This window comes from Bradyrhizobium sp. UFLA05-153 (assembly GCF_054185185.1).
In genome coordinates this window covers 1-22,253 of record NZ_JBBIAM010000051.1, presented here as the reverse complement: position 1 = coordinate 22,253, position 22,253 = coordinate 1, and the positions used below count along the sequence as shown (strand labels likewise).

Annotated in this window: 19 protein-coding genes; 6 read left to right on the top strand and 13 right to left on the bottom strand. The window is 64.6% G+C overall.

Annotated elements, in window-relative coordinates:
• Positions 1-100 precede the first annotated feature (100 nt).
• Positions 101-1,066 (top strand): tyrosine recombinase XerC, encoded by a 966-nt coding sequence (locus Q2941_RS27150; protein ID WP_027523555.1) that lies wholly within the window; start codon positions 101-103, stop codon positions 1,064-1,066.
• Between the two features lie 83 nt (positions 1,067-1,149).
• The gene (locus Q2941_RS27145; protein WP_027523554.1) at positions 1,150-1,743 is read left to right on the top strand and encodes a DUF4337 domain-containing protein; all 594 of its coding nucleotides are present in this window, start codon (positions 1,150-1,152) and stop codon (positions 1,741-1,743) included.
• 248 nt (positions 1,744-1,991) lie between these two features.
• On the opposite strand, the gene Q2941_RS27140 is transcribed toward Q2941_RS27145, so the two are convergent.
• The 12 genes from Q2941_RS27140 to Q2941_RS27085 form a co-directional block, all read right to left on the bottom strand.
• A complete protein-coding gene (locus Q2941_RS27140; protein ID WP_027523553.1) occupies positions 1,992-2,522 on the bottom strand; it encodes a hypothetical protein in 531 nt (176 codons plus the stop codon).
• Positions 2,523-2,555: 33 nt separating this feature from the next.
• A complete protein-coding gene (gene lpdA / locus Q2941_RS27135) occupies positions 2,556-3,956 on the bottom strand; it encodes a dihydrolipoyl dehydrogenase (protein WP_027523552.1) in 1,401 nt (466 codons plus the stop codon).
• Positions 3,957-3,993: 37 nt separating this feature from the next.
• On the bottom strand, positions 3,994-4,743 hold the full coding sequence (locus Q2941_RS27130; protein ID WP_458194259.1) for an SDR family oxidoreductase: 750 nt from the start codon (positions 4,741-4,743) through the stop codon (positions 3,994-3,996).
• A 67-nt stretch (positions 4,744-4,810) separates the two neighbouring features.
• Positions 4,811-6,040: a 2-oxoglutarate dehydrogenase complex dihydrolipoyllysine-residue succinyltransferase gene (gene odhB, locus Q2941_RS27125; RefSeq protein ID WP_027523550.1), complete on the bottom strand. Its 1,230-nt coding sequence runs from the start codon at positions 6,038-6,040 to the stop codon at positions 4,811-4,813.
• A 155-nt stretch (positions 6,041-6,195) separates the two neighbouring features.
• Entirely contained in the window at positions 6,196-9,153 is a 2,958-nt protein-coding gene (locus Q2941_RS27120; RefSeq protein ID WP_458194258.1) for a 2-oxoglutarate dehydrogenase E1 component, read from the bottom strand.
• A gap of 137 nt (positions 9,154-9,290) precedes the next feature.
• On the bottom strand, positions 9,291-10,175 hold the full coding sequence (gene sucD / locus Q2941_RS27115; protein ID WP_458194257.1) for a succinate--CoA ligase subunit alpha: 885 nt from the start codon (positions 10,173-10,175) through the stop codon (positions 9,291-9,293).
• A 24-nt stretch (positions 10,176-10,199) separates the two neighbouring features.
• Complete coding sequence (locus tag Q2941_RS27110; RefSeq protein ID WP_027523547.1) at positions 10,200-10,679, bottom strand: DUF1579 family protein; 480 nt, start codon at positions 10,677-10,679, stop codon at positions 10,200-10,202.
• 3 nt (positions 10,680-10,682) lie between these two features.
• Entirely contained in the window at positions 10,683-11,879 is a 1,197-nt protein-coding gene (gene sucC / locus Q2941_RS27105; RefSeq protein ID WP_458194256.1) for an ADP-forming succinate--CoA ligase subunit beta, read from the bottom strand.
• Between the two features lie 197 nt (positions 11,880-12,076).
• Positions 12,077-13,045, bottom strand: coding sequence for a malate dehydrogenase (mdh, locus tag Q2941_RS27100; RefSeq protein WP_254109485.1), 969 nt, complete (start codon positions 13,043-13,045; stop codon positions 12,077-12,079).
• A gap of 252 nt (positions 13,046-13,297) precedes the next feature.
• The gene (zapE, locus tag Q2941_RS27095) at positions 13,298-14,485 is read right to left on the bottom strand and encodes a cell division protein ZapE (protein WP_027523544.1); all 1,188 of its coding nucleotides are present in this window, start codon (positions 14,483-14,485) and stop codon (positions 13,298-13,300) included.
• A gap of 129 nt (positions 14,486-14,614) precedes the next feature.
• Complete coding sequence (gene thpR / locus Q2941_RS27090) at positions 14,615-15,151, bottom strand: RNA 2',3'-cyclic phosphodiesterase (RefSeq protein WP_027523543.1); 537 nt, start codon at positions 15,149-15,151, stop codon at positions 14,615-14,617.
• A gap of 172 nt (positions 15,152-15,323) precedes the next feature.
• Positions 15,324-15,959 (bottom strand): arylesterase, encoded by a 636-nt coding sequence (locus Q2941_RS27085; protein WP_254113526.1) that lies wholly within the window; start codon positions 15,957-15,959, stop codon positions 15,324-15,326.
• Between the two features lie 55 nt (positions 15,960-16,014).
• Here Q2941_RS27085 and Q2941_RS27080 point away from each other — a divergent pair, with 55 nt between their 5' ends.
• The 4 genes from Q2941_RS27080 to Q2941_RS27065 all read left to right on the top strand — a co-directional run bounded on the left by Q2941_RS27080 (position 16,015) and on the right by Q2941_RS27065 (position 21,125).
• Positions 16,015-16,737 carry an ABC transporter ATP-binding protein gene (locus tag Q2941_RS27080; protein WP_027523541.1) on the top strand — a complete coding sequence of 241 codons (723 nt, stop codon included), beginning with the start codon at positions 16,015-16,017 and terminating at the stop codon, positions 16,735-16,737.
• Positions 16,734-19,304: an ABC transporter permease gene (locus Q2941_RS27075; RefSeq protein WP_254109487.1), complete on the top strand. Its 2,571-nt coding sequence runs from the start codon at positions 16,734-16,736 to the stop codon at positions 19,302-19,304. The genes Q2941_RS27080 and Q2941_RS27075 overlap by 4 nt, the downstream gene beginning before the upstream one ends.
• Positions 19,305-19,575: 271 nt before the next feature.
• Positions 19,576-20,367 (top strand): Bax inhibitor-1/YccA family protein, encoded by a 792-nt coding sequence (locus Q2941_RS27070; RefSeq protein WP_027523539.1) that lies wholly within the window; start codon positions 19,576-19,578, stop codon positions 20,365-20,367.
• Positions 20,368-20,591: 224 nt separating this feature from the next.
• Positions 20,592-21,125 carry a GNAT family N-acetyltransferase gene (locus Q2941_RS27065; protein ID WP_458194273.1) on the top strand — a complete coding sequence of 178 codons (534 nt, stop codon included), beginning with the start codon at positions 20,592-20,594 and terminating at the stop codon, positions 21,123-21,125.
• 149 nt (positions 21,126-21,274) lie between these two features.
• Here the strand turns inward: Q2941_RS27065 and Q2941_RS27060 are convergent, their stop codons facing one another.
• Positions 21,275-21,646 (bottom strand): DUF2794 domain-containing protein, encoded by a 372-nt coding sequence (locus Q2941_RS27060; RefSeq protein WP_027523537.1) that lies wholly within the window; start codon positions 21,644-21,646, stop codon positions 21,275-21,277.
• Positions 21,647-22,253: the final 607 nt, after the last annotated feature.

Here is a 22,253-nt window from a genome sequence, read left to right as displayed (position 1 = left end):
CGGAACCCGGGGCCTCAAGGCTAGCCGCGCGCGGCGGCCTTAGCGAACGATAAACGAGTGTGATGCGATATACTGTGCGGAATCACCACGTCCACAGCGCATGAGCAAAGCGGCCGCCCCACCAATCGAGCTCGCCAGCGCCGATCCGTCGATCGCGCAGGAGATGATGCGCTGGCTGTCGCATCTCGGCGCCGAGCGGCGGCTGTCGCCGAAGACGCTGGAAGCCTATGCCCGCGACCTTAGGCAGTGCCTGGATTTCCTCTGCACCCATTGGGGCGAGCGCGTGACGCTCAAGCGCTTCGCCGCGCTCGAGGCCAGCGACATCAGAGCCTTCATGGCGATGCGCCGCGCCGACGACGTCGCCGGCCGCTCCTTGATGCGCGCACTTGCGGGCCTGCGCTCGTTCGGCCGCTTCCTTGAGCGCGAGGGCAAGGGCAAGGTCGGCGCGCTCTCTGCCATTCGCGCCCCAAAGGTGGCCAAGAGCCTGCCAAAGCCGCTGCCGATGGCATCCGCCAAGCGCCTCGCCGACGCCGACGAGCGCGCCGGCGAAGAGCGCGAGACCTGGATCCTGGTGCGCGACGCCGCCGTGATGGCCCTGCTCTACGGCTCGGGCCTGCGCATCTCGGAAGCCTTGGGACTAAAGCGGCGCGACGTGCCGCGCCCCGGTGAAGGCGACGTGCTCGTCGTCACCGGCAAGGGCAATAAGACGCGCATGGTGCCGGTGCTGCAAAACGTGCTGGCACTGGTCGCCGAATATGTCGCGATGTGCCCGCATCCGTTGCTGGCCGAAGGCCCGGTCTTCGTCGGCGCGCGCGGCGGTCCCTTGAGCCCGCGCATCATCCAGCTCGCGATGGAGCGGCTGCGCGGCGCACTTGGCCTGCCCGACAGCGCCACGCCGCACGCGCTGCGGCATTCCTTTGCCACGCATCTTCTGTCGCGCGGCGGCGACCTGCGCGCGATCCAGGAATTGCTCGGCCATTCCTCGCTGTCGACCACGCAGGTCTATACCGGCATCGATTCCGAACGGCTGCTCGAAGTCTACGCCAGCGCGCATCCGCGACGCTGACACACTGACGTCACAACTTGCTTGCCTCTTGCGCGGCGCCCGCGGTTCGGTCAATCGTGGGGAACCGAGGCAGGAGGGATATTATGAGCGCACACGAAAGCATGGAGCACGCGGAGCATGCCGAGCACGCATCCGGCGAGAACAAGAAGATCGCCCTTCTGATCGCGGTGCTGGCGCTGTTCCTTGCGATCTCGGAGACGCTCGGCAAGGGTGCGCAGACCGAGGCGATCAGCAAGAACGTCGAGGCCGCCAATCTCTGGGCGTTCTTCCAGGCCAAGAGCGTCCGCCGCACCGTGGTGCAGACCGCAGCCGAGCAGGGCAAGCTCACGCTAGGCTCGGCCGCCGACGACGCCATCAAGGCGGCCATCCAGAAGCAGATCGAGGACTGGCAGAAGACCGCGGCGCGTTATCGTTCCGAGCCGGAGACCGGCGAGGGCACCGAACAGCTCGCCGAAAAAGCAAAACATGCCGAGCACGAGCGCGACGAGGCGACCGCAAAATACCATCACTTCGAGCTGGCCTCGGCCGCCTTCCAGATCGGCATCGTGCTGGCTTCGGCCACCATCATCACCGGCATCATTGCGCTCGCCTATGTCGGCGGCCTCCTGACGCTCGCCGGCATGGTGATGACCGCACTCGGCCTGTGGTGGCCGCATCTGCTGCATCTGCACGGGTAGCGCGCGGCTTGCCTGCCTCTCGCCCCCAACGTCATTGCGAGGAGCGGAGCGACGAAGCAATCCAGACTCTTTCCGCGGAGACGGTCTGGATTGCTTCGCTGCGCTCGCAATGACGGAATGGGGTGTAAGCGCGGATTCGAAGGGCTCGTAGCCGGATGAGCGAAGCGATATCCGGGAAGCCGCAACGACAAGCCCCCGGATTTCGCTTCGCTCATCCGGGCTACGCAACGTTCATTGCTGGAAAACAATCAGCGTGCCTCGTGCACGCTCTTGCGGAAGCGCTGGATCAGACGGAGTGCCCGAGAGGACCATCCCTCGCCATTGCCGGTAAGGGCATTCTTGATGCGCAGCTTGATCGGCTCGACCAGCGCCGTCGATTTGGCGCGGATCATCATCACGAAATCATAGAGCCGCTCGAACCACGCCATCTCCAGCAGCTTGTCGCGCGTCACGTCGAACACGAAGGCGGTGACGCCGACGCCGAGCAGTTTGGCGAACAGGATCGTGAACACCGCGCTCATCCAGTATTCGTGGGTGAGCAGCCAGAGCCCGACCAGCTTGAGCGGAAACAGCGGGATGATCGGCACGACGAAGACGATCAGCGTCATCGCCGGCGACAGCGCATCGACGCGTTCGGTCAGCCATTGCTTGAACTGCGCGAGCGGGATCGCGGCAACGACACGCGCCACGATCGGCTCGAGATGGTCCCACAGCCAGGCTTCGATCAAAAAGATGATCGCCAGCAGGACCCAGACCGGTTGAAGAAGGCGGCGCAGCATGTGTTTCCCGCCCGATTCGGCTCGGCGCGTCGCCTACATATGGATGGCCCGCTTGCCGACTGCAAGCGCGGCCTCCTTGACGGCCTCCGAGCGGGTCGGATGCGCATGGCAGGTGCGGGCGAGATCTTCCGCGCTGCCCCCAAACTCCATCAGCACACACGCCTCGTGGATCATTTCGCCGGCTTCACGGCCGACAATGTGCACGCCAAGCACGCGATCGGTCTTCGCATCTGCGAGAATTTTCACAAAGCCGTCAGTGGTCTGGTTGACCTTGGAGCGGCCGTTGGCGGTAAAGGGAAACTTCCCGACTGTGTAGGCCACGCCCGCCTGCTTCAGCTCTTCCTCGGTCTTGCCGACGGAGGACACTTCCGGCGTGGTATACACCACACCTGGGATTACGTCGTAGTTCACGTGACCGGCCTGGCCGGCGAGAATTTCCGCCACCGCGACGCCCTCGTCCTCCGCCTTGTGCGCGAGCATTGGGCCAGCGACGACATCGCCGATGGCATAGACGCCCTTCAGGGTGGTCGCGAAGTGGGCATCGATCTGTACACGGCCGCGATTGTCCAGCGCAACGCCGGCCTCCTTCAGCCCGAGACCATCGGTGTAGGGCACGCGGCCGATGCAGACCAGCACGACGTCAGCCTCGATGGTCTCAGCCGCACCGCCGGCGGCCGGCTCGATCTTCGCGAGCAGTGCCTTGCCGTTCGATTCGACACCGGTGACCTTCGAGCCCAGCTTGAACGCGAATCCCTGCTTTTCCAGGATGCGTTGAAATTGCCGTGCGACTTCGCCGTCCATGCCCGGCAGGATGCGATCGAGGAATTCAACGACCATGACCTCGGACCCGAGCCTGCGCCACACCGAGCCAAGCTCAAGCCCGATCACGCCGGCACCGATGACCAGCAACCTGCCCGGCGCCTTCTCCAGCGAGAGCGCGCCGGTCGACGACACGATGCGCTTCTCGTCGATCTCGATGCCCTTCAGCCGTGCGATGTCCGAGCCGGTGGCGATCACGATGTTCTTGGTCTCGATGACTTGCGACTTGCCGTCCGCGGAGACCTCGACCTTGCCGGTGCCCAGAATCTTGCCGCTGCCCTTGAGCACGTCGATCTTGTTCTTCTTCATCAGGAACTCGACGCCCTTGACGTTGCCATCGATGCCCTGCTGCTTGAAGTTCATCATCGCGGGCAGATCGAGTTTCGGCGCCGAGATCGAGACGCCCATCTTGGCGAAGGAGTGCGCGGCTTCCTCGAACATTTCGGAGGCGTGCAGCAGCGCCTTCGAGGGCATGCAGCCGACATTGAGGCAGGTGCCGCCGAGGCTGGCGTTCTTTTCCACCACGGCGACTTTCATGCCGAGCTGGCTTGCGCGCACCGCGCAGACATAACCGCCCGGTCCGGTGCCGATGACGACGAGATCGTAGGTAGCCATGAGAGGAAGTCCCGTAGGTTTAGCGTGAAAGGATGTGTCAGCGTCCGCCGGACACATCGAGAATGGCTGAGGTGACGTAGGAGGCATCGTCCGACATCAGCCAGACGATGGCATTGGCGATTTCCTCGGCGGTGCCGACGCGCTTCATCGGCACCAAATGGGCCAGACGATGGGCGCGATCGGGCTCGCCGCCGGCGGCGTGGATTTCGGTGTCGATCAGGCCCGGGCGGATGCCCGCGACGCGAATGCCTTCGCCGGCGACCTCGTAGCCGAGGCCGATGGTAAAGGAATCGATCGCGCCCTTGGAGGCGGCATAGTCGACATAAGTGTTGGGCGAGCCGAGCTTGGCGGCGACGGACGACAGATTGACGATCACGCCGCCCTTGCCGCCATGCTTGGTCGACATCCGCTTCACCGCCTCGCGTGCGCAGAGGATGGAGCCGGTGACGTTGACCGCCATGACGCGCTGGATGCGTTCGGCCGACATCTCGTCGACGCGCACGCCGCTCTTGCCGACAATGCCGCCATTGTTGACGAGCGCGCCGAGGGTACCGAACTTGTCGGCCGCTTTGAACAGCGCGAAGATATCGCTTTCCTCGGCGACGTCGCACTTCACCGCGATGGCCTTGCCGTTCCTGGCTTCGATCGCGGCGACGACCTCGTCGGCGGCCTTCTTGTTGCTGGCATAGCCCACGACCACGCGAAAACCGCGCGCCGCCGCTGCGAGCGCGGTGGCGCGGCCGATGCCGCGGCTGCCGCCGGTGATGATCGCAACCTTGTCCGTCATGCTCGCCTCCATCTTTTCGCGCACGCCGTCGCCCGTGCAGGCGACGGCGCTTTCAAGACTTTGGGTATCAGAGGTCCAGGACCAGCCGCGCCGGATCTTCCAGGCTCTCCTTGACACGGACCAGGAACGTCACGGCTTCCTTGCCGTCGATCACGCGGTGATCGTAGGACAGCGCCAGATACATCATCGGGCGGACCTCGACCTTGCCGCCGATCACCATCGGCCGCTCCTGGATCTTGTGCATGCCGAGGATGCCGGACTGTGGCGCGTTCAGGATCGGCGTCGACATCAGCGAGCCGTAGATGCCACCATTGGTGATGGTGAAGGTGCCGCCCTGCATCTCCTCGATCTTGAGCTGGCCGTCGCGCGCACGGCGGCCGAAATCGGCGATGCCCTTCTCGATGTCGGCGATCGACTTCTGATCGCAGTCGCGGACGACGGGCACGACAAGTCCCTTGTCGGTGCCGACGGCGACGCCGATGTGGTAGTAGTTCTTGTAGATCAGGTCGGTGCCGTCGATCTCGGCGTTGACCGCCGGGATGTCCTTCAGCGCCTGCACGACCGCCTTGGTGAAGAAGCCCATGAAGCCGAGCTTGGAGCCGTGCTTCTTCTCGAACACGTCCTTGTAGTGCGCGCGCAGCGCCATGACGTTGGTCATGTCGACCTCGTTGAAGGTCGTCAGCATCGCAGCCGTGTTCTGTACATCCTTGAGACGCCGCGCGATGGTCTGGCGCAGGCGGGTCATCTTGACGCGCTCCTCGCGCGCGGCATCGTCGGCCGGCGAGGGGCTGCGCACCTGCACGGCCGCGGCCGGCTGGTTGACCGGGGTCGGCGCGGAGGCGGCGCGCTCGATCGCGGCGAGCATGTCGCCCTTGGTGACGCGGCCGTCCTTGCCGGAGCCCGGAACGGTCGAGGCATCGATGCCGGTCTCGGCCGAGAGCTTTCGCACCGACGGGGCGAGCGGCGCATCGGCGGGCGCCGCCTTGGGCGCGGCGGGTGCAGGAGCCGAAGCCGGCGCGGCGGCAGGCCTGGCGGGAGCGGCAGCCGGCTTGGCGGCGCCGGCGCCATCCGTGATCTGTCCGAGCAGCGCGCCGACTGCAACCGTCGCACCGTCAGCGGCGATGATCTCGCTGAGCGTGCCGGCCGAGGGCGCCGGCACTTCGATGGTGACCTTGTCGGTCTCGAGCTCCACCAAGGGCTCGTCGACGGCGACGGGATCGCCGGCCTTCTTGAACCAGCGGCCGATGGTGGCCTCGGTGACGGATTCGCCGAGCGTCGGCACACGAATTTCAGTCATGGTCTTTTCCCTAAAAGATCGCTTGTGCGGTCATGAATTCGGTTGTCATCGCCAGCGTAAACAAACGATCCAGCCTGCCGCGACGCTCGCACGTACGGACGACGCGGCGGACTGGATGCCCCGCTTGAAGCGGGGCATGACGCAGTTCAAAAAATCTAGCTCAGAGCCTCGTCCAGGAACGCCTTGAGCTGCGCCTGGTGCTTGGACATCAGGCCGGTCGCGGTTGCGGCGGAGGCGGCGCGGCCGACATAACGCGGACGCCGGCTTACGCCGTTCACCTGGTTGAGCACCCATTCGAGATAGGGCTCGATGAAGTGCCACGCACCCATGTTGCGCGGCTCCTCCTGGCACCAGATCACCTCGGCCTTCTTGAAGCGCGCGAGCTCCGCGACCAGCGCTTTCAGCGGCACCGGATAGAGCTGCTCGACGCGCATCAGGTAGATGTCGTCGATGCCGCGCTTCTCGCGCTCCTCGTAGAGGTCGTAATAGACCTTGCCCGAGCACAGCACGATGCGGCGGATCTTCTCGTCCGGCACCAGCTTGGTGGCCTCGCTCGGCAGCATCTGGGCGTCATCATAGAGGATGCGGTGGAACGTCGTGCCCTTGGCGAGCTCGTCGAGCCGCGACACCGCACGCTTGTGCCGCAGCAGCGACTTCGGCGTCATCAGGATCAGCGGCTTGCGGATCTCGCGATGGAGCTGGCGGCGCAGCACGTGGAAGTAGTTCGCCGGCGTGGTCGGATAGACCACCTGCATGTTGTCTTCGGCGCACATCTGCAAGTAGCGCTCGAGGCGCGCCGAGGAGTGCTCCGGTCCCTGTCCCTCGTAGCCATGCGGCAACAGGCAGACGAGGCCGGACATGCGCAGCCATTTGCGCTCGCCCGAGGAGATGAACTGGTCGAACAGCACCTGCGCGCCGTTGGCGAAGTCGCCGAACTGTGCCTCCCACAGCGCCAGCGCATTCGGCTCGGCCAGCGAGTAGCCGTATTCGAAGCCGAGCACCGCCTCTTCCGAGAGCAGCGAGTTGATGACCTCGTAGTGTCCCTGCTCAACGCCGAGATGGTTGAACGGCGTGTAGCGGCTCTCGTCTTCCTGGTCGATCAGCACCGAATGGCGCTGCGAGAAGGTGCCGCGCTCGCAGTCCTGGCCGGACAGGCGGACATAACGACCTTCCTCCAGCAGCGAGCAGAACGCCAACGCCTCGCCGGTCGCCCAGTCGATGCCGACGCCGTTGTCGATCGCCTTGGCGCGGTTGTCGAGGAAGCGCTGGATGGTGCGGTGAACGCGGAAACCGTCGGGCACCTTGGTGATCTTGCGGCCGATGTCCTTGAGGATGGAGGTATCGACGCCGGTGACGCCGCGGCGGGCGTCCTCTTCCTGGTCGGCGATCTTGAAGCCGGCCCATTTGCCGTCGAGCCAGTCGGCCTTGTTCGGCTTGTAGCTGGTGCCGGCCTCGAACTCGGCATCGAGCCGCGCGCGCCAGTCGGCCTTCAGCTTGTCGACCTCGCCTTCGGTGACCACGCCCTCGGCGATCAGGCGCTTGGCGTAGAGCGTCAGCGCCGACGGATGTGCCGCGATGCGCTTGTACATCACCGGTTGGGTGAATGCCGGCTCGTCGCCCTCATTGTGGCCGAAGCGGCGATAGCACCACATGTCGATGACGACCGGCTTGTGGAACTTCTGCCGGAACTCGATCGCGACCTTGGCGGCGAACACCACGGCCTCCGGATCGTCGCCGTTGACGTGGAAGATCGGCGCGTCGATCATCTTCGCCACATCAGACGGATAGGGCGAGGAGCGCGAATAGCGCGGATAGGTGGTGAAGCCGATCTGGTTGTTGACGATGAAATGCAGCGAGCCGCCGGTGCGGTAGCCCTTCAGGTCGGAAAGGCTGAAGCATTCCGCGACCACGCCCTGGCCGGCGAAGGCGGCGTCGCCATGCATCAGGAGCGGCAGCACCGAGATGCGCATGTCCGGTGGGTCGCCATGCTGGTCCTGCTTGGCGCGGACCTTGCCGAGCACCACCGGATCGACGATCTCCAGATGCGAGGGGTTCGCGGTCAGCGACAGATGGATGCGGTTGCTGTCGAACTCGCGATCCGACGAGGCGCCGAGGTGATATTTGACGTCGCCCGAGCCTTCGACCGCGTCGGGGTTGGCCGAGCCACCCTTGAATTCGTGGAACAGCGCGCGGTGCGCCTTGCCCATCACCTGGGTCAGCACGTTGAGGCGGCCGCGATGCGGCATGCCCACGACGATTTCCTTCACGCCGAGATTGCCGCCGCGCTTGATGATTTGCTCCAGCGCGGGGATCAGCGATTCACCGCCGTCGAGGCCGAAGCGCTTGGTGCCGGTGAACTTGGTGTCGCAGAATTTTTCGAAGCCCTCGGCTTCGACCAGCTTCGTCAGGATGGCACGGCGGCCTTCTGGGGTGAAGGAGATCTCCTTGTCAGGACCTTCGATGCGCTCCTGGATCCAGGCCTTCTGCGCCGCGTTGCTGATGTGCATGAACTCGACGCCGAGCGTCTGGCAGTAGGTGCGCTCGCAGATCGCCACGATCTCGCGCAGGTTGCCGTATTCGAGGCCGAGCACGTGATCGAGGAAGATCTTGCGGTCAAAGTCGGCCTCGCTGAAGCCGTAGGTGCGGGGGTCGAGCTCCTCGCGGTTGCGCGGCGCCTCGATGCCGAGCGGATCGAGCTTGGCGTGGAAATGGCCGCGCATGCGGTAGGCGCGGATCAGCATCAGGGCGCGCACCGAATCGCGGGTGGCCTGGAGCACGTCGGCGGAGGAGAGATCGGCGCCCTTGGCCTGCGCCTTGGCGGCGATCTTGGTGCCGACCGCCTTCTCGACCTGGGCCCAGTTGCCGTCGAGCGCCGAGGTGAGCTCGTCCTGGGGCGTGACCGGCCAGTTATCCCGGGCCCAGGACGGCCCTTCCGCGTTCTTGCGGACGTCGGCCGGCTGGTCCTTCAGGCTCTGGAAGAACTCCTGCCACTCGGCGTCAACCGAGGAGGGGTCTTTCTCGTAACGGGCGTAGATTTCGTCGATGTAGGTGGCGTTGGTGCCCTGCAAAAAGGATGAGAGGGCAAAGGCTGCGTTCGCGTCCTGGCGAGACATTCTTGATTTCCCAGCGATTTCGGTTCGCGCAAATGAAAACGGCGCTGACCCCGATCCTCCGGCAGCGGATCGGCGTATCAGGCACCGTTTACCCTATCTGTTGCGAACTTGCGCCCGGAAAAGCACCAAGAACTGAATTAGCCTTTCAACTTTTCGGCAAGGGTATGTCCGAGCCGTGCGGGCGACGGAGAGACGACAATACCGGCCGATTTCATCGCTTCGGTCTTGGAACCGGCGTCGCCCTTGCCGCCCGAGATGATCGCGCCGGCATGACCCATGCGGCGGCCTGGAGGTGCGGTGACACCGGCGATGAAACCGACCATCGGCTTCTTGCGACCGCGCTTGGCCTCGTCCTTGAGGAACTGGGCGGCGTCCTCCTCGGCGGAACCGCCGATCTCCCCGATCATGATGATCGACTCGGTCTTGGGGTCGGCCAGCAGCATCTCCAGGACGTCGATGAACTCGGTTCCCTTGACCGGGTCGCCGCCGATGCCGACCGCGGTGGTCTGGCCGAGCCCTTCCTGGGAGGTCTGGAACACGGCTTCATAGGTCAGGGTGCCGGAGCGGGAGACGATGCCGACGCTGCCGGTCTTGAAGATGTTGGCGGGCATGATGCCGATCTTGCACTCGCCGGCGGTCATGACGCCCGGGCAGTTCGGCCCGATCAGGCGCGACTTGGAGCCGGCCAGGGAGCGCTTGACGCGGACCATGTCGATGACCGGAATGCCCTCGGTGATGCAGACGATCAGCGGAACTTCGGCATCGATCGCTTCGCAGATCGCGTCCGCCGCGCCCGGGGGCGGCACGTAGATCACCGACGCGTCGGCGCCGGTCTTCTCACGCGCCTCGCGCACGGTGTCGAACACCGGCAGGCCCAGATGCGTCGCGCCGCCTTTGCCCGGCGAGGTGCCGCCGACCATCTTGGTGCCGTAGGCAATCGCGGCCTCGGAATGGAACGTGCCGTTCTTGCCGGTAAAGCCCTGGCAGATGACCTTGGTGTTCTTGTCAATCAGGATGGACATGAGGTCTGCTTTCGCGAACTAACTTTAGTGGATGCGACGATAGACGCCGGTGAGCACGTCGGCCCAGCCTTCCGCGTCCGGCGAGAACTGGATCTTCAACGAATAGGAATTGTCGTCGATGATCTCGTAGATGTGGCGCGCATTGCCGCGCAGCGAGCCGCGCACCAGCGTCAGGGTCTTGCCGACCCAGCCGCCGGAGGCGGGCGAGGGCGGCGTGTAGCCGAGCGAGTCGTACCAGAACAATTTGTAGGTCCGGTCGTCGCGGTCGTACGTGAAGATGCCGTGGGTGGCGAATATCTCCTTGCCGTCGCGCATCTGGACCACGTCCTGGATCAGATAGAAGCCGTTGAGATCCATGCGCGCCACCGTGCGCGAAGTCGCCGGCCCGCCGGGATTCCAGCGCGACGGGTAGACCATCTCCTCGCCATTCCATTCACCGGCGAACGCGGCGAGACGCGCGTGCTCCAGCAGCGGAGATGATTGAGCGAGATGGTCCTGGGGCATGGCCTAGCCTCCCTTGACGGCCTTCACGATCTTCTGCGCGGCGTCATCGAGATTATCGGCCGGCACGACGTTCAGGCCTGATTCACGGATGATCTTCTTGCCGAGCTCGACATTGGTGCCTTCGAGGCGGACCACCAGCGGGACGCTGAGGCCGACTTCGCGCACTGCAGCCGTGACACCCTCGGCGATCACGTCACACTTCATGATACCACCGAAGATGTTGACCAGAATGCCCTTCACGTTCGGGTCGGCGGTGATGATCTTGAAAGCGGCGGCGACCTTTTCCTTGCTGGCGCTGCCGCCGACGTCGAGGAAGTTGGCCGGCGCCATGCCGTAGAGCTTGATGATGTCCATGGTCGCCATGGCAAGGCCGGCGCCGTTGACCATGCAGCCGATATTGCCGTCGAGGGTGACGTAGTTGAGATCGTATTTCGAGGCCTCGATCTCCTTGGCGTCCTCTTCGGTCTCGTCGCGCAGCGCGAGCACTTCGGGGTGACGGAACAGCGCGTTGTCGTCGAAGGAGACCTTGGCGTCGAGCACGCGGAGCTGGCCCTGCTTGGTCACGACCAGCGGGTTGATCTCCAGCATCGACATGTCCTTGGCGACGAAGGCGGCAAAGAGCTGCGCGGTGAGCTTTTCGGCCTGCTTGGCGAGATCGCCGGACAGGTTCAGCGCCTTGGCGACGGTACGGCCGTGATGGCCCATGATGCCGGTCGCCGGATCAACCGAGAAGGTGACGATCTTCTCGGGCGTGTTGTGCGCGACGTCCTCGATGTTGACGCCGCCTTCGGTCGACACCACGAACGACACGCGCGAGGTCTCGCGGTCGACCAGGATCGAGAGATAGAACTCCTTGTCGATGTCGGAGCCGTCCTCGATGTAGAGGCGGTTGACCTGCTTGCCGGCAGGTCCCGTCTGCACGGTCACGAGCGTGGCGCCGAGCATCTGCTTGGCGAATTCGGCAACTTCAGTGGCCGACTTGGCGATGCGGACGCCGCCCTTGTCGCCGGCACTGGCTTCCTTGAACTTGCCCTTGCCGCGGCCGCCGGCATGGATCTGGCTCTTCACCACCCAGACCGGGCCCGGGAGAGCCTTTGCCGCCGCTTCCGCGTCGGCCGCCTTCAGGACCGGAACGCCCTTGGAGATCGGCACGCCGAACTCATTCAAAAGCGCCTTGGCCTGGTACTCATGGATATTCATCTGGTCGCTCCCTGAACCCGCGCGTGGTGACCTCGGGGGTTCACCTCTAATTTCGGTCTGGCATACCATATACCAGAACAACTGCAACCCGGAATCTTTTGGAATCTGGACTGCCGGCCCCGGAAACCCGCCCGACCGGGGTCCCGGACATGAAAGCGCCGAGGATCGGGTCCGATCCTCGGCGAGATTTTTCCCGATCAGCGGCCCAGAAGGTCGGGCGCGATCTTCTTGCAGGCGTCGACCAGGCCGGACACCGCGCCGACCGACTTGTCGAAAGCCTCGCGGTCCTTGCCGGCGAGCTCGATCTCGACCACGCGCTCGACGCCCTTCGAGCCGATAACGACGGGCACGCCGACATACATGTCCTTCACGCCGTATTCGCCGTTCAGGTACGCAGCGCAAGGCAGCACGCGCTTCTTGTCCTTCAGATAGCTCTCGGCCATCGCGATCGCGGACGCCGCCGGCGCATAGAAGGCCGAGCCGGTCTTCAGCAGGTTGACGATCTCGGCGCCGCCGTTGCGGGTGCGGTCGACGATCTCGTCGAGGCGCGCCTGCGAGGTCCAGCCCATCTTGACGAGGTCGGGCAGCGGGATGCCGGCGACGGTGGAGTACTTCACCAGCGGCACCATGGTGTCGCCGTGGCCGCCGAGCACGAAGGCGGTGACGTCCTCGACCGAGACGTTGAACTCATCGGCCAGGAAGTAGCGGAAGCGCGCCGAATCCAGCACGCCGGCCATGCCGACGACCTTCTTGTGCGGCAGGCCGCTCGCCTTCTGCAGCGCCCAGACCATCGCGTCGAGCGGGTTGGTGATGCAGATGACGAAGGCGTCGGGGGCGTATTTCTTGATGCCGGCACCGACCTGCTCCATGACCTTGAGGTTGATGGAGAGGAGGTCGTCGCGGCTCATGCCGGGTTTGCGCGGCACGCCGGCGGTGACGATGCAGACCTTGGCGTTGTCGAGCGCCTCGTAGGAGTTCGCGCCGGAATAGCGCGCGTCAAAACCGTCGACCGGCGAGGACTGCGCGATGTCGAGCGCCTTGCCCTGCGGCACGCCCTCGGCGATGTCGAACATCACCACGTCGCCGAGTTCTTTCAGGCCGATGAGATGAGCCAACGTTCCGCCGATCTGACCGGAGCCAATCAAAGCAATCTTGTCGCGCGCCATGTGAACCTGTCCTTTAGACACGTAAGGAGGGGAAAACTGAGACGGGTGGTTATCCCTTTCGCTTCCCCCGTTCAAGTCGCCCAATGCCCAATTGTCGGGCTTGCCGAGAATTGGGGCGCGTAACGATAACGCTGTCATTCCGGGGCGCCGGCGCCATTGCGCGGGCGAACCCGGAATCTCGAAGTTGTGGCGCAGGATTTTCGGGTTCGCGCTGACGCGCGTCCCGGAAATGACGGTGTTGGGAGATAGGACTTAAGTCTCCACCAGGCCCTTGGTGGAGCCACTGGCGGTGGAATCCTTGCGGCCGTGCGGCTGCGCCAGGTAGGATTCCGAGCTCATCTCGATCAGGCGCGAGGACGTGCGCTTGAACTCGTTGGCCTCGTTGCCTTCGTTCGCCAGGTACAGCGACACCGGATTGGCTTCGGCCGAAGCCATCAGCTTCACAGCATTGTCATAGAGTGTGTCGATCAGCGTGATGAAGCGCTTGGCGGCGTTACGCTCAGCGAACTCCATCACTGGAATATGGTCGACCAGGATGGTGTGATAGTCGTGCGCGAGCCGCAAGTAGTCGGATGCGCCGAGCGGCTTCTCGCAGAGATCTGCGAACGAGAACCGCGCCACGCCGTGCGCCGAGCACGGCACGTGCAGGATGCGGCCCTTGATCGAAATATCGCGCGACTTGCATTTGGCGTGACCGGTCATCTTCGCCCAAGCGCGATCGAGCGCGGCATCGGCGTCGGCATCGGCCGGCACCAGCCACATCTTCACGCCCTGAAGTTTTTCCAGCCGGAAATCGGTGCGCGCATCGAGCCGCAGCACGTCCATGTGATCGTTGATCTGCGCGATGAAGGGAAGGAACAGCGCGCGATTGAGTCCGCCCTTGTAGAGATCGTCGGGCGCGACGTTCGACGTCGCCACCACCACCGTGCCGAGTTCGAACAGTTTCGCGAACAGGCGGCCCAGGATCATCGCATCCGCGATGTCGGTGACGTGGAATTCGTCGAAGCAGAGCAGCCAGCCCTCATCGAAGATCGCGTTCGCCGTCAGCGCGATGACATCGCCGTCGGCGATTTCGCCGCGCGCGATGTTCTGGCGATAGCCGTAGATACGTTCGTGCACCTCGGCCATGAATTCATGGAAATGCGCGCGCTGCTTGTGCGCGACGGAAGAGTGCTGAAAGAACAGGTCCATCAGCATGGTCTTGCCGCGCCCGACCTCGCCGTGGATGTAGAGCCCGCGCGGCGCATCGTCCTTGTCGCCGCCACCGAACAATCGGCCGAGCAGCCCCTGCTTGCGCTGCGGCTTGTAGCTCGCAAGCCGCTGGTCCAGCGCCGCATAGGCCTCCGCGACCTCGGCCTGGGCCGCATCCGGCTCGATCGCGCCGGACGAGACCAGCGCCTGGTATTCGCTTCGGAACGATGAATTGGGGGTGGAGAGCATGGCCCCCTTACCGCCAGAGACCGGCCGAAAATGCAAGCCGAGAATTAGGAAAAGGGGTATGCGGATTTCGTGTCCCGGACGCGCTGCAGCGCGCAAGCGCTGCGCTGCGTCCGAGGCCCGAGAACCAACCTACGCACAGAGATCGTAGGAATCCTCGACGACGTAGGGTCCGCCACCGGTTGATGCGCGCGAGGAGAACAGGACAAAACGTTCGGCCGTGAACACCTTGCTCGGGAAGTAACCGCGCAGCGAGAGATAATCGGCGACGTCCTGGTCCGAGGCATCGTGCAGCCGCGCCAGCGTGACATGCGGAATGAACTTGCGCCCTTCCGGATCGAGGCCGATGCGCTGCATCATCCGCTCGAGCTCGGCCTGCAATTCGATCAAGGGCCGGCTCGGCTCGATGGCGGCGACGACTGCGCGCGGCTTGCGGCCGCCGAAGCTCGTGAGCCCCTGCACCTTCACCTCGAACGGTTTGCGGTTGACGCGAAACAGCAGCGAGGCGATCTCGTTGGCGGAGGCGCCGTCGATATCGCCGATGAAGCGCAAGGTGACGTGATAATTTTCGGGATCGATCCAGCGGGCGCCGGGAAGGCCGCCCCGCAAGTTGGAAAGTGTCTGACCGACCTCGGCCGGAATTTCCAGACCAGTAAACAAGCGTGGCATCGTTGAGCACTCCCGATGCTTGGACATGCGCCTTGAAAAGGCCCATGTCCAAATTAGAGCCGGCGACGAATCACCGGTAACCTGATTCCTATCGCAGTTATGTGACTCTGCGAAGCGTAGCGCGGACCACTCCGGGAAAACCCTGGGTATTAGGGTTAGTATTGCCCGCTTTTCAACGTCGTTGCCCGCTTATCGTGCCAAGGAATGCCTCCACGGCAGGCATCATGTTCTTGACGATGATGTCGACGCCCGCAGCGGTGGGATGAATGCCGTCGGCCTGGTTGAGCTTGGCGTCGGCCGCAACGCCATCGAGGAAGAACGGATAGAGCGGCACGTCGAATTTTTTCGCCAGATCCGGATAAATCGAATTGAAGCGCGCGGCATAGTCGCCGCCGTAGTTCGGCGGCGCCAGCATGCCGCACAGCATCACCGCAACGCCGCGCGCCTTCAGGCGCGCCACGATGTCGCTGAGCGCGGCGCGCGTGACGTCGGGGTCGAGCCCGCGCAGCGCATCGTTGGCGCCGAGCTCGACGATCACGCCCTCGGTTCCCTCCGGCACCGACCAGTCGAGCCGGTCCCGGCCACCGGAAGAGGTGTCGCCGGACACCCCGGCATTGATCATGTCGACGGCTATACCTTTGTCCTGCAAGGCTTTTTGGAGCTTCATGGGAAATGCGTCCTGGCCCTGAAGGCCGAGGCCGGCGCTCAAGGAATCGCCGAGCACGACCAGCTTGACCGGCGGCTTGGCCTGCGCGCCGGCGCCGGCAATCCCTGTCATCAAGGCGACCATCAACACGGCTATGTGCATGAAGAATCCGTAACGCCTCTCGACCGGGTGCGCGGAGTTGCCATATGACCGGACCATGGACAGTCGCATCGAATCCTCTTCGCTGGCCGGCACGACGCCGGACACCATCTCCATTTCCAACGTCAATCTCTCACTGGGCACGGGCGCGGCACGCGTTCACATTCTCAAGGATATCAGCCTTCGGGTCGGCCGTAGTGAAGCTATCGGCCTGATCGGCCCGTCAGGGTCGGGCAAATCCACGCTGCTGATGGTGATGGCGGGGTTGGAGCGTCCTGATAGCGGAGAGGTGGTGGTGAGCGGCACGCCTTTCAATGCCCTCGACGAGGACGCACTCGCCCGCTTCCGCGGCCGCGAGGTCGGCATCGTCTTCCAGTCCTTTCACTTGATCCCGACCATGACGGCGCTGGAGAACGTCGCGGTGCCGCTCGAGCTCGCCGGCAATCCGGATGCGGCCAAGCGCGCCGCGCAAGAGCTGCAATCGGTCGGGCTCGGCGATCGCCTGCATCACTATCCCTCGCAACTCTCGGGCGGCGAGCAGCAGCGTGTCGCGCTCGCCCGTGCGCTGGCGCCGGACCCTGCGATCCTGGTCGCCGACGAGCCCACCGGCAATCTCGACGAAGCGACGGGAAAGCAGATCGTCGATCTCATCTTCGGCAAGCATGCCGAGCGCGGCATGACGCTGGTGCTGGTGACCCATGATTCCTCGCTTGCGCATCGCTGCGACCGCGTGATCCGCCTGCGCTCCGGGCGCATCGATACGCAGTATTCCCAGCCATGAGCGTCGCCACTGAACCGTTCGCGCGACACGGCGCGGCCGCGCTGTCGCTGCGCTATGCGTTGCGCGAACTGCGCGGAGGCCTGCGCGGCTTCTACGTCTTCATCGCCTGCATCGCGCTCGGCGTGATGGCGATTGCCGGTGTCGGCTCGGTCGCGGCCAGCCTCAGCGAGGGCCTGGCGCGTGAAGGCCGCACGCTGCTCGGCGGCGACGCCTCGTTCGTGCTGTTCCAGCGCGAGGCAAAGCCTGAGGAGATCGCTTTCCTGCGTTCGCGCGGCACGGTGTCGATCGCCGCGACGCTGCGCGGCATGGCGCGCGCGGCCGACGGCAAGCTCGCGCTGGTCGAGATGAAGGCGGTCGACGGCAATTACCCGATGCTCGGCCAGTTGACGCTGACGCCGCAATTGCCACTGTCCGATCTTCTCGCGGAGCGCGACGGCGCGTTCGGTGCCGCCGCGGATCCGACGCTGCTGGCGCGGCTTTCCCTCAGGATCGGCGACCGCGTCACCATCGGTAACGCGACCTTCCAGATCCGCAGCGCGGTCGAGGCCGAGCCCGACAAGCTTGCCGGCGGCATCGGCTTCGGCCCCCGTTTCCTGATCAGCGAGGAAGCCTTGCGCGCCACCGGCCTGATCCAGCCGGGCAGCCTGGTGCGCTGGGTCTATCGCGTCAAGCTGCCTGACAGCGCCAACAGCGAGCGCGCGACCGAGGCATTCATCAGCGACGCCCGCAACGCGGCACCGCAGGCCGGCTGGGAGATCCGCAGCCGCTCCAATGCATCGCCTCAGCTCGAGCGCAATATCAGCCGCTTTACCCAGTTCCTGACGCTGGTCGGCCTCGCCGCGCTTTTGGTCGGAGGCGTTGGCGTCGCCAATGCCGTGAAGAGCCATATCGACCGCCGGCTCGAGGTCATCGCGGCGTTCAAGGCCGTCGGCGCCACCGGACGCGACGTGTTCGGCATCTATCTCGCGCAGGTCATCCTGCTCGCCGGGATCGGCTCGGTGATCGGGCTCGCGCTTGGCGCAGCCCTCCCCTTCGCCATCGTCGGCCTGTTCGGAAAGCTGTTACCGCTGCCGGTGATCCCGGCCGTGCATGCCGACGAGCTGGCGCTCTCCTTCATCTATGGCCTGCTCACCGCACTCGCCTTTGGCCTGTGGCCGCTCGGGCGCGTCCATGACGTACCGGTGGCCGCGCTGTTTCGCGACACGATCAGCGCCGAATGGCACCGGCCGCGCTGGCGCTATCTCGCCTTCATGGCCGTGGTGGTCGCGCTACTCGTCGCGGTCGTGATCGGGCTATCGTTCGACAAGCGCATCGCCACGGTGTTCGTGCTCTCGTCCATCGTGGTGTTTGCGGTGCTGCGCGGCATTGCGGGGCTCTTGATGACGATCGCGCGGCGATTGCCGCGCACGCGGCTGCCGATGCTGCGGCTTGCGATCGCCAACATCCACCGTCCCGGCGCGCTGACGCCGTCCGTGGTGCTGTCGCTGGGGCTGGGACTCGCCGTCCTCGTCACCATCACCCAGATCGACGGCAATCTGCGCCGGCAGTTTCTCGCGGCGCTGCCGGACCGGGCGCCATCGTTCTACTTCATCGACATCCCGAGCGTGCAGGCCGAGCAGTTCGACGGCTATCTGCGCCAGATCGCGCCGGGGGCGAAAGTTGAGGACGTGCCGATGCTGCGCGGCCGCATCGTCGCCGCGCGCGGCGTCAAGGCCGAGGACCTGAAGCCCGCGACCGACGCCGAATGGGTGCTGCAAAGCGACCGCGGCCTGACCTATACCAGCGAGCTGCCGAAGGGCTCCAAGGTGGTCGAGGGCGAATGGTGGAGCGCCGATTATTCCGGCCCACCGCTGGTCTCGATGGAGAAGAAAATCGCCGACGGGCTCGGGCTCAAGCTCGGCGACGAAGTCGTCGTCAACGTGCTCGGCCGCGATATCCCGGCGAAAATCAGCAATTTGCGCAACATCGACTGGCAGGGGCTCGGCATCAATTTCGTTCTGGTGTTCTCGCCCAATGCCTTCAAGGGCGCGCCGCATACCCACATCGCGACGCTGACCGAACAGGGCGGCGATGCGGCCGGCGACGGCAAGATCATCAAAGAGGTCGCCGATGCCTATCCGATGGTGACGAGCGTGCGGGTCCGCGAGGTCATGGAGACGGTCGGCTCGGTCGTCACCAATCTCACGCTCGCGATCCGCGGCGCCAGCGCGGTGACGTTGATCTCCGCGATCCTTGTGCTGGGCGGCGCACTCGCCGCCGGCCATCGCCACCGGGTCTATGACGCCGTGATCCTGAAGACGTTGGGCGCCACGCGGCTGCGGCTGCTCGGCGCCTATGCGCTCGAATATCTCCTGATCGGGCTCGCCACCGCCGTGTTCGGCGTCATCGCCGGCAGCATCGCGGCCTGGATGATCGTGACCCGGCTGATGACGCTGAGCTTCGTCTGGCAGGCCGGCAGCGCGGCCGGCGTGGTCGTCTCCGCGCTCGTCGTCACGGTCGGGCTTGGGCTCGCCGGCACGCTGCTGGCGTTGAACCAAAAGCCCGCCACCGTGTTGCGGAATTTGTGACAAATTGAAGCGGGCGGCGGCGCGGCAACCCCAATCTCCCGGATTTTCCGGGTTAACCACGCCCGCGCGTCAGATTGCGCGTCCATGGCGACATTCGGCCGCGCGTGGACGCTTGCAGCAAATGTGTTAGTTTCCCACATGTCGAGTGGGTCCGGATCCCCGATTGTTAGCCAAAATTAATGTCGGCAGGCAAGGGTATCCGGGATAGAATTTTGACGACCCGGGCGGCATCAGCCCTTGTGCCGGCCGGCCAACCAATGGGAATTCGACCATGTCGGACCTAGACCGCAACTACGCTTCTCCTTTCGGCAGGGCCGCCGGGCGTGTCGACGCCGCGACGGTCGATGCCGGCCTGCGCGCATACATGCTGCGCATCTACAATTACATGAGCATCGGCCTGGCCATCACCGGCCTCGCCGCACTCGGTGTCTACATGGCGGCCGTGACCAGCGACCCCTCGGGGGCCGCCGCCAAGATCGGCAGCCAGTTCCTGACGCCGTTCGGCTACGCGATGTTCGTGAGCCCGCTGAAATGGCTGTTCATCCTGGCGCCGCTCGCCATGGTGTTCGTGATCTCGGCCGGCATCAACCGCCTGGCCCCCTCGACCGCCCAGATCCTGTTCTGGGTGTTCTCGGCGCTGATGGGCATCTCGCTGTCCTCGATCTTCCTGGTGTTCACGCACACCTCGATCGTTCGGGTCTTCTTCATCACCGCGGCCACCTTCGGCGCGCTGAGCCTCTACGGCTACACCACCAAGCGTGACATGACCGGGATGGGATCGTTCCTGTTCATGGGCCTGATCGGCATCATCATCGCAAGCCTCGTCAATCTGTTCCTGGCGAGCTCGGCGCTGCAGTTCATCGTGTCGGTGGGCGGCGTGCTGGTGTTCGCTGGCCTCACCGCCTGGGATACCCAGCGGCTGAAGAACGACTACATCTACGGCTACGCCTCGGCCGGCGGTGACATTGCCGAACGCGCGGCGATCACCGGTGCGCTGTCGCTGTATTTGAACTTCATCAACCTGTTCACGCTGCTGCTGCAGCTGCTCGGCCAGCGCGACTAGGTTCTGATCCGAGAGAATGACACGAGCCCCGGCCGCAAGGCCGGGGTTTTTGTTTGTGAGGTTGGCGTTCCCACAAGCACCGTCATTGCGAGGAGCGCAGCGACGAAGCAATCCAGAGTCCCTCCATGGATGCACTTCTGGATTGCTTCGCTGCGCTCGCAATGACTATGTGGAAGCGCCAATGCCTCTTTCCGCCGCCGGACGAAGCTTCTAATCTCGCCCCCATGTCCGCACCTGAAATCAGGCCCACAACCGAGGCCGACCTTCCCGCCATTACCGCCATCTACGAGCACGCCGTGCGCCGCGGCACGGCGACCTTCGAACTCGAACCGCCCGACCTCGCCGAGATGACGCGCCGCTACACGGCGCTGACGGATGGCGGCTACCCCTATTTCGTCGCCGTGCTCGATGGCCGCATTGCCGGCTACGCCTATGCCGGCGCCTACCGGCCGCGGCCGGCCTATCGCTTCACGGTCGAGAACTCGATCTATCTCGAGCCGTCGTTCCATCGCCGCGGCATCGGCTCGGCGCTGTTGCAGCGGCTGATCGTCGAATGCGAGGCGCGCGGCTTCCGCCAGATGATCGCCGTGATCGGCGACTCCGCCAATGCCGGCTCGATCGGCGTGCACACCAGCGCCGGCTTCAACATGATCGGCACGCACCCCAATGTCGGCCTGAAGTTCGGCCGCTGGCTGGATACGGTGATGATGCAGCGCGACCTCGGTGAAGGCGGGCGCACGGTGCCGACGGATAGATAGCCGTCGTAGCAAGCATTCAACGCCGAGGGGCTTCAGCTGTCGTAGGGTGGGCAAAGCGGAAGCGTGCCCACCACTTCTATTTCAATCCCGGAAAGATGGTGGGCACGGCGCGGTGCGCCTTTGCCCACCCTACGGCACCGTTTGTGCGGCTACACCACCGCCAGCTTCCGATCGATCACCAGCAGCACGCGCTCGAGCTCATGGCCGCGGCGCAGGATCAGGCCGGTCGCCGAGATCACGCTGTACATGCCCTGCTTGCGCGCGAGCCGCGGATCTTTCTCGATACGGTAAAGCGGCACTTCGGAGGCGCGGCGATAGACCGAGAATACGGCGCGGTCTTTCAGGAAGTCGATGGCATAGTCCCGCCACTCGCCGTCGGCGACCATGCGGCCATAGAGGTTGAGGATGCGATGCAATTCGAGCCGGTTGAACGTCACCCGGCTCGGTTGGGAACTCGCAGCGGCGCTACGCGCCACTGCGCGCTGCTCGCTCGGATCGGTATCCTCCGACATCAGACCCATGGGCAGCGCCTCCTGTCGCGTTGACGCATGACCGGCGGTCGCGAAACCGTTCCCGTCCGCGGATCATGACAGTTGCATGATTGCGCCAACCGCTGTCGGCCGCAAGGGGCGCCCCAACCGCCCGGCTGCACATCGCACCGCAAACACACCTCCTGGCTGTGGAACTCCCTCGCGACATACCGTCACGGGATCGTTAGCAGGAATCATAGTCTCGCCGCTTTTCCGCCTAGCGCCTGCCGCCCTGCACTGCGAAAAGATTCGTGTGCGTTGGCCCGGTCCTTTCGGTTCCGGATTCCTCAGCCCCCAGCCCCCCGGGGTCGTCGGGATCGGGCCTGTTCGCACGAAGGAGGACCAACGCGAGTTGGTCCTTTTTTGTTGTGTGGGGGCATTTCTGCCGACGCACTTTCTCTCCTCGCCAAAGATTTTCTCCCCTCATCCTGAGGAGCTTACGCAGCAAGCGTCTCGAAGGATCGAGGCCGAGTTGCCTCAGCGTGGGCCTACATGGTTCGAGACGGCGCTACGCGCCTCCTCACCATGAGGATCAAGAGCGGATACGTGGTAGGGACGAGAGACTTTAGTCAGCAATCAATGCAGCGACGTGTACGCC